This is a genomic window from Candidatus Thiothrix phosphatis, from assembly GCF_035668035.1.
Lineage (GTDB): Bacteria > Pseudomonadota > Gammaproteobacteria > Thiotrichales > Thiotrichaceae > Thiothrix > Thiothrix phosphatis.
The window spans coordinates 9,004-15,628 of the sequence record NZ_JAYMYJ010000060.1 but is presented as its reverse complement, the minus strand read 5'-3'; the positions used below and the strand labels follow the sequence as shown (position 1 = coordinate 15,628).

Here is a 6,625-nt window from a genome sequence, read left to right as displayed (position 1 = left end):
AAGTATGCCGGTGAAGAGAATCGAACTCCCGACCCCATCATTACGAATGACGTGCTCTACCAACTGAGCTACACCGGCGTTGAAGCTTAAATCATAAGCGGGTGCTATGGATTGTTCAAGACAGAATGGCGCAGCACGCTGAATTTTACTGGTTCGGTATTTTGGATAATGTTGCCTTTGGCGTCGTTGAGGACAGCGAACACGCTGTGTTCACCGCGCTCCACCTCGGTCAGATTGAAAGACAGCGACTCGCCAGCAGCCACCTGTTTGGAATCCAGGTACAGCACAATGCCATCGCCCGCCTTCAATTTTGGTTTCAGCGACAGGCTGACGGCAACCGCACCATCATTGCTGCGGATGGCGTCCTCAGCAGTAGGCGAAGTGATCTTGAAATCGGAATAGGCTTCGCTTTCATCCTGCCCTGGTTTGGGTGTTTCCTCTTGCTGCGCCTGTTGTTTGGGCGCGAAGCTGTCCGCCACCGTCAGCAATGGCAGGGCCACCGGCTTGGCGGCTTCCTTCTTGGGGGGATTGTCGCCGTACATGACATTGCCCTGCGCATCCACCCAGCGATAGATTTCCGCCTGGGCTGAAAAGCAGGACAAACCGAAGACGAGAAGCAGAAACAGCAAACCGGTACGCATAATTTATTCATTGGGTCTGGTTGATACGCTTCTGATTCTACGCAAAATTACCCTAGCGATAATAAGCAGGTGGACAAACGGCGGCTATTGCCTGCCTGCATTTATCAGCGCCGCCCATGCCTCCCGCACGTATTCACGTTCAGGGGCGAATTGTTCCGCCGGTACCACCGCCTGCTCCTCCTGCAAGGACAAGGCGTGAATCCGGTCGCGCAAGGTACGGTAAATATCCGCCAGCGCTTCCGCCTTCCCCACTGCCAGGAGTCCAGCCTCCCGCAAGGATTCCAACTGGCGAACATTGTCGCTCCAGCGCACCAGCTCCGGATATTCCTGGGCATGGGCGAGGATCAGGTATTGCACCATGAATTCAATGTCGGTGATGCCTCCCGGGTCTTTTTTCAGGTTGAAAACAGTGGGATTCTTGCTGCCCTGGCTTTCCCACATTTTCTGGCGCATGGCCGCCACCTCCTGGCGCAATGCATCCCTGTCACGCGGGCGGCAGAGGATGTCGCGGCGAATTTGGTCAAATGCCGCGCGCAAACTTGCCGGGCCGGTAATGGCGCGGGCGCGCAGCAGGGCCTGATGCTCCCACGCCCAGGCCTTTTCCTCCTGATACCGGCGGAACGCCTCCAAACTGCTGACCAGCAGCCCGGAGGAGCCACTGGGCCGCAACCGCATGTCGGTTTCGTACAAGCGCCCCGCAGGCGTGAAGGTTGTCAGCGTATGGATGATCTTTTGTGCAAATCGGGCATAAAACACCAGGTTTTCCAATGTCTTGCCACCATTGGTCTGCTGCGCCCGCCCATGGCTGTCGTGCAGGAAAATGATGTCGAGGTCGGAACCGTAGCCAAGCTCCAGCCCGCCCAGCTTGCCATAGCCGATAATGGCAAAACCGGCCTCATGGGTGGAGCCATCCTCCTCCTGATAGGTGGGCGCGCCGGTTTGCGCCGTCATGGTTCCCCACACATGGCGCTGGCTTTCTTCCAGCACCGCTTCGGCGATCCAGGTCAACTGGTCGGAAACCTTCATCAGCGGCAGCACGCCGGTGATGTCCGCCGCCGCCGTCCGCAACACCTGCGCCTGCTTGAACTGGCGCAGGCGCTCCATCACCTGTTCGGTGTCGCCTTCGTCAATGCGCTCCAGTTCCTGCCGCAATTCGACACCCAACGCCTCACGGTTGAGCGGCGTGTAAAGCTGGCGGGAATCGAGCAACTGGTCGAGCAAGATCGGGTGCTGGGTCAACTGGCTGGTGATCCACAAACTGGCGCTGACCAGCCGCACGAATTGCTCCAACGCATTGGGGTTGTCGGCCAGCATGGCGATGTAGCCGGAACGTGGCGCAATTTTCTGGATGATGCGCAGGCAGCGCTCCAGCGCCTGTTCGGGGTCAGCCCGGGCCTGGCAAGCGTCCAGCAGCGCTGGCAACAAGCGGTCGAGGCGGTTGCGCCCGGTGTCGGTCAGGGTGTTGTACAAACGGCTGTTGACCAGCGCCTGAATGGCGGGATGTTCCGGCAACGGCTGCCGGTTCTGCTGCTCCAGGGCGAAAATGTGTTGGAAAACGCCCGCGACCGCCTGCTGATGGCGGTTAAGCTCGGTGCGGAAGCTTGTCCAGTCGCCAAACCCCATGCTGGCGGCAAGGGCAAGCTGCTGTTCCGGCCTGTCGGGCAGGGAATGCGTCTGCTCGTCATTCCACATTTGCAGGCGGTTCTCGGTGCGGCGCAGGAACAGGTAGGCGCTGCGCAATACGCTGTGGCCGGTTGCCGACAACAACCGCTGCTCCAGCAGGACATCCAGCGTTTTCAGCAGGTTGCGTTCACGCAACTCCGGGATGCGGCCGCCGCGCATCAATTGGAACACCTGGGCGGTGAACTCGACCTCACGGATGCCGCCGCTGCCGAGCTTCACATCCTGATATTTGCCACGGCGCTCGGCTTCACGGTTGATCATGGCCTTCATGTCGCGCAACTGTTCGACCGCGCCATAATCCAGGTAGCGGCGGTAAACGAACGGGCGCAGGCGTTCCAACAGTTCCGCGCCCTGCCGCCGGTCGCCCGCCATCACCCGCGCCTTGATCAGGGCGTAGCGCTCCCATTCGCGCCCGTGGGTTTCGTAGTAATGCTCCATCGCATCGAACGAAAGCGCCAGTGCGCCCGCTTCGCCGAAAGGCCGCAGGCGCATGTCGACGCGGTAGGCGAAACCGTCAGCGGTGGTCTGCCCCAGCACGCCGATCAGCCGCTGCCCCAGGCGCACGAAAAAGCCCTGGTTGTCGAGCGGGCGCTTGCCGTCCGTGTCACCGTTTTCCGGAAAAGCGAAAATCAGGTCGATGTCGGAGGAAAAGTTCAACTCGCGCCCGCCCAGCTTGCCCATGCCAAGAATGACCATCTGCTGCGCTTCGCCCCCGCTGTCACGCGGCTCGCCATGCCGGGCGGCCAACTCGGCGTGGCACCAATTGAGCGCGGCGTCCGTCAGCGCGTCAGCAAGGTCGGAAGCGTCAACAAGCGTTTCAGCCGTATCCGCCATGCCGGACAGGTCGCGCCAGGCGATGCGCACGGTTTCCCGGTGGCGGATTTGCCGCACCACGCGCAGCAAGGTGTTGTGGTCGGGAATGTCGCGGATTTCGGCGGCGACTTTCTGGCAGAGCTCGCCTGCCGCATAAGGCTGGCTGGTTGCGCAAAACGCCTGCCAGTCGGGGTGGCGTTCGAACTGGCGTTTAATGTAGGGACTAGCGGCAAAGATGGCTTCGCTTGGCATTGTTATTCTCCCGTTACTGGTTTTCTGCCCATTATAGGGTTCGTTCGGGGCGCGGGGAATGGGGCTTCCGGAAGCGTTGCCCGTTGGATAGGGTCAGATGGTTGGCGTTGGGCACTATCAAAAAATGGCTCATGTCCAGATGGGTGCATTTAACCCCATTATCTTTTCCAGAACGTATAACCGTGCATAGACGAAAGAATGGAGGCAGTAAAATGCGTGTTAAGTTTATGAAAATTTATTTTGTTATTCCGCTTTTATTCACGGCACCTGTTGTTCTTGCCCAGGATGCTGGTGCGGGTGCAGGGAGCGTTGAAGTGATAAATATGGATAATCTTGATTCAGCCACACTTGAAAAAATGCTCGGTGAAGGAACACCTGTTGTTGCAGATATACTCATTGAGCGGGCAAGAGCTTATCTGGCAAAAGGCGAATATGCGGAAGCGTTGCCTCTGTATAAGCGTGCACTGGAGCTTAAGGAAAAGGTTTGGGGTGATGACAGTGTTGAGGCTGCCAAAGCAATGAATGAGTTGGCATTTTTCTATAGCAGTCAACACGAGTACGCCAATGCCTTGCCTTTGTATAAGCGTGCATTGGCCATCCGCGAAAATACGTTGGGAAAAGACCATCCTGGAGTGGCAACAGTGCTTAATAATTTGGCGTTGGTTTATAATGCGCAAAAGGACTTTGACAAAGCAATACCCCTGCTGGAGCGTTCATTGGAAATTTGTGAAAAGACCTTGGGCAAGGATGCCCTTGATACAGGAAATACGCTAAATAATCTGGGGATGTCATATTACGATATGCAGGATTATGTAAAGGCAGTGGATTATCTGAAGCGGGCTATTGTAATTTACGTGGCGAAATTGGGCGATAACCATCCAGACACCAATGTTGTTCAGGAAAACTTGGACTTGGCTTTAAAGATGTTGAAGCAATAATATGGCTTTAAAACTTTGTTTGCCTGCCATTCGTGATGGCCTATCATAAATTCACTATTGCTTGTTCTTGTTTGGAGGTTTGAGCGCCATGTGCAAATCAATACATCCTATTTTTTTAATCTTTCTGATGTTGGGTGTTTCAGCTTGTGCTAGATCAATGCATTCATCTACCGATTGCCATACGTCAAAAGAAGGAAGAGTTTCCTGCGTAACGACTGTTGAATCCATGAGAGGTGGAGGAGATTCCCAATACATTGAATTTTCATTGCCTGACAGTGTTAGTGCAGTGAAGGTGGATATGGTGGTCAGTGTGGAAAAAGGTGCGGTAAACGCATGGCTTGGAGATCCGCCAACGCCGGTCACAGTGACAGCAGAACGTAACAAGCCTGCCACCTTGACGGATGTTGCCCATGCAGAAAAATCTTCTGGAGAAATAAATGGGCATAGCTTCCGGGTTTATCTTGAACCTCAGCGAAGTTTTTCCTTTTTCCTGTTCAAGTATGCGCAAAATATCAAGCTTGACTTGCATTATGACCTGGATAATTCACAAGCCTTGGATCCGGTTGAACAGCTCAAGCAGGTTATTAATGAAAATATTGCGCTTACACCTACAGAGCTAGGCAAAGTACAGGTGATTGGTGACAAGGATGGAAAATATATGGCCACCCAGATTTTTCATCCCTTTAATGATCTCAGGCCACAATTACGTGATGAGGCGGCATTAAGGGGATGGTCGGCTGGTGAGGCCGTAAGAGTCTGGATATTCCAGGATTGGACATTTAAAGTCTGCGACAGTAGGCTTGCAGTGAATGAAGCCTGCCGGGAGTCGGGTTTGGATTAGCGTTAGGCACGGGAATGACGGCACACAGCCTGATTTTGGTGCGGAAGCGTGTGCCTAAATGTCGATGTCCTGTTGGCAACCCATCCGCCGATGCAGAATGGGTTGCCAAAGGTTTTTTTCATGATTGAGGTGTGAAAATAATGGATAAGGTCATTTTTTGGGAAAAAGACTCTGTGAAGTCTGATAAGAATGATTCCTCCAACGATGGCGTTTATTTTCCGTGGCTAAGAGTTTGGCCTCTGTATGACGGCCTCTGCAAAAGTGAAAGCAATGTTGGTGATTACTATTCAGCGGATAGCGGTGGCGATGTCCATTCAATTGATGAGGAGTGGGCCTTCATTATTTCAGCAGCATTTGAGAGGTATATGAAACAACGTGGATTGTGTGTGGTTTGTTACAGTTATCAAGAAAAATCCCATTCTTGGTGGGGAAGAACAATACTGCCTGCTGGATATAAGTTAACTGGCAATGCAATACTGGATGAGGGTTACATTGCCCTTTGTGAGAGTCATTGGGCTGGTAAAAATGTATTTCTGTTACTTAAACAGGCGGATCAATTTGGGATACCTGCTTTCATTTCGGTTGATACATTTGATTATGTTAGCCTGCTTTCGCACGGAGAGGCGATTGTTATTTTTGGTGTTGAAGAACCGGTATTGCAAATGCTGTTTTTGATGGATGATCCGTTGTTTCTGGAGATATTGGGCAGGGAATCACAGCGGTATGGCCATGCTTGCCAAGAGTCAGGCCAATCTTTTGTAAGCCACTGGGATATTGTCAATGGCAGTGATTGGCGAGAGCCAAAAGACGTATAAAACTGATCTGTCAGTTTTTGGTAAGGACAGCCCTGTTAACCAAGGAGATGGCCTGTGGGGACTTGACCCTTAACCCTGTTTTTATCCTGCTGACGTATACACTCCAGAAGAACGGAGTGAACTGAACGATGGGTAACCCAATATTTAGGAGTGGCAATATGAATATGAAAAAACACAGCAACCGACGGGCGGCACTGGTGTTGCTGTTGTTACTGGGAACATCCCCTGTTTTTGCAGCAGCCGACACCCATGCAGAATGGGAGCAGCTTAATAACCAAAGTGTGGAACTGCTTAATACGGGTCATTATGCCGATGGGGTCATCGTGGCAAAACAAGCACTGGCACTTATCGAAAAAAACAGCGATGCGGATCATCCTGATGTCGCCACAAGCCTGAACAACCTTGCGGAGTTGTACCGTGCCCAAGGGCAATATGCGCAGGCGGAACCGCTATACAAACGCTCGCTGGCGATTTTGGAAAAAGCACTGGGGGAAAACCACCCTGATGTCGCCACAAGCCTGAACAACCTTGCGGAGTTGTACCGTGCCCAAGGGCAATATGCGCAGGCGGAACCGCTATACAAACGCTCGCTGGCAATTGGGGAAAAGGTACTGGGGGGAAACCACCCTGAGGTCGCCACGG

General features: G+C 53.4%; 6 protein-coding genes and 1 tRNA gene. 4 read left to right on the top strand and 3 right to left on the bottom strand.

Translation table 11 applies throughout. From position 1 onward, the window contains the following. Window positions 1–5: 5 nt before the first annotated feature. From VSS37_RS07270 to glnE, 3 genes are all read right to left on the bottom strand, one after another. Window positions 6–78 (bottom strand) — tRNA-Thr (locus VSS37_RS07270). Window positions 79–104: 26 nt separating this feature from the next. Next, window positions 105–641 carry a DUF4124 domain-containing protein gene (locus VSS37_RS07265; RefSeq protein WP_324694140.1) on the bottom strand — a complete coding sequence of 179 codons (537 nt, stop codon included), beginning with the start codon at window positions 639–641 and terminating at the stop codon, window positions 105–107. Window positions 642–725: 84 nt separating this feature from the next. After that, window positions 726–3,389 carry a bifunctional [glutamate--ammonia ligase]-adenylyl-L-tyrosine phosphorylase/[glutamate--ammonia-ligase] adenylyltransferase gene (gene glnE, locus VSS37_RS07260; RefSeq protein ID WP_324694139.1) on the bottom strand — a complete coding sequence of 888 codons (2,664 nt, stop codon included), beginning with the start codon at window positions 3,387–3,389 and terminating at the stop codon, window positions 726–728. 212 nt (window positions 3,390–3,601) lie between these two features. Between glnE and VSS37_RS07255 the strand changes: the two genes are divergently transcribed. The 4 genes from VSS37_RS07255 to VSS37_RS07240 all read left to right on the top strand — a co-directional run. Next, window positions 3,602–4,327, top strand: a complete 726-nt coding sequence (locus tag VSS37_RS07255; protein ID WP_324694138.1) for a tetratricopeptide repeat protein — start codon at window positions 3,602–3,604, stop codon at window positions 4,325–4,327. Window positions 4,328–4,415: 88 nt separating this feature from the next. Then, on the top strand, window positions 4,416–5,168 hold the full coding sequence (locus VSS37_RS07250) for a hypothetical protein (protein WP_324694137.1): 753 nt from the start codon (window positions 4,416–4,418) through the stop codon (window positions 5,166–5,168). 140 nt (window positions 5,169–5,308) lie between these two features. Continuing rightward, window positions 5,309–5,983: a hypothetical protein gene (locus VSS37_RS07245; RefSeq protein WP_324694136.1), complete on the top strand. Its 675-nt coding sequence runs from the start codon at window positions 5,309–5,311 to the stop codon at window positions 5,981–5,983. A gap of 158 nt (window positions 5,984–6,141) precedes the next feature. Then, window positions 6,142–6,625, top strand: a 484-nt coding sequence (locus tag VSS37_RS07240) for a tetratricopeptide repeat protein (RefSeq protein WP_324694135.1), incomplete at its 3' end; no start/stop codon positions are given.

Coding starts and splice junctions, on each gene's coding strand:
- VSS37_RS07265 (WP_324694140.1), bottom strand. CDS start 641: ATGCGTACCGGTTTGCTGTTTCTGCTTCTCGTCTTCGGTTTGTCCTGC.
- glnE (WP_324694139.1), bottom strand. CDS start 3,389: ATGCCAAGCGAAGCCATCTTTGCCGCTAGTCCCTACATTAAACGCCAG.
- VSS37_RS07245 (WP_324694136.1), top strand. CDS start 5,309: ATGGATAAGGTCATTTTTTGGGAAAAAGACTCTGTGAAGTCTGATAAG.
- VSS37_RS07255 (WP_324694138.1), top strand. CDS start 3,602: ATGCGTGTTAAGTTTATGAAAATTTATTTTGTTATTCCGCTTTTATTC.
- VSS37_RS07250 (WP_324694137.1), top strand. CDS start 4,416: ATGTGCAAATCAATACATCCTATTTTTTTAATCTTTCTGATGTTGGGT.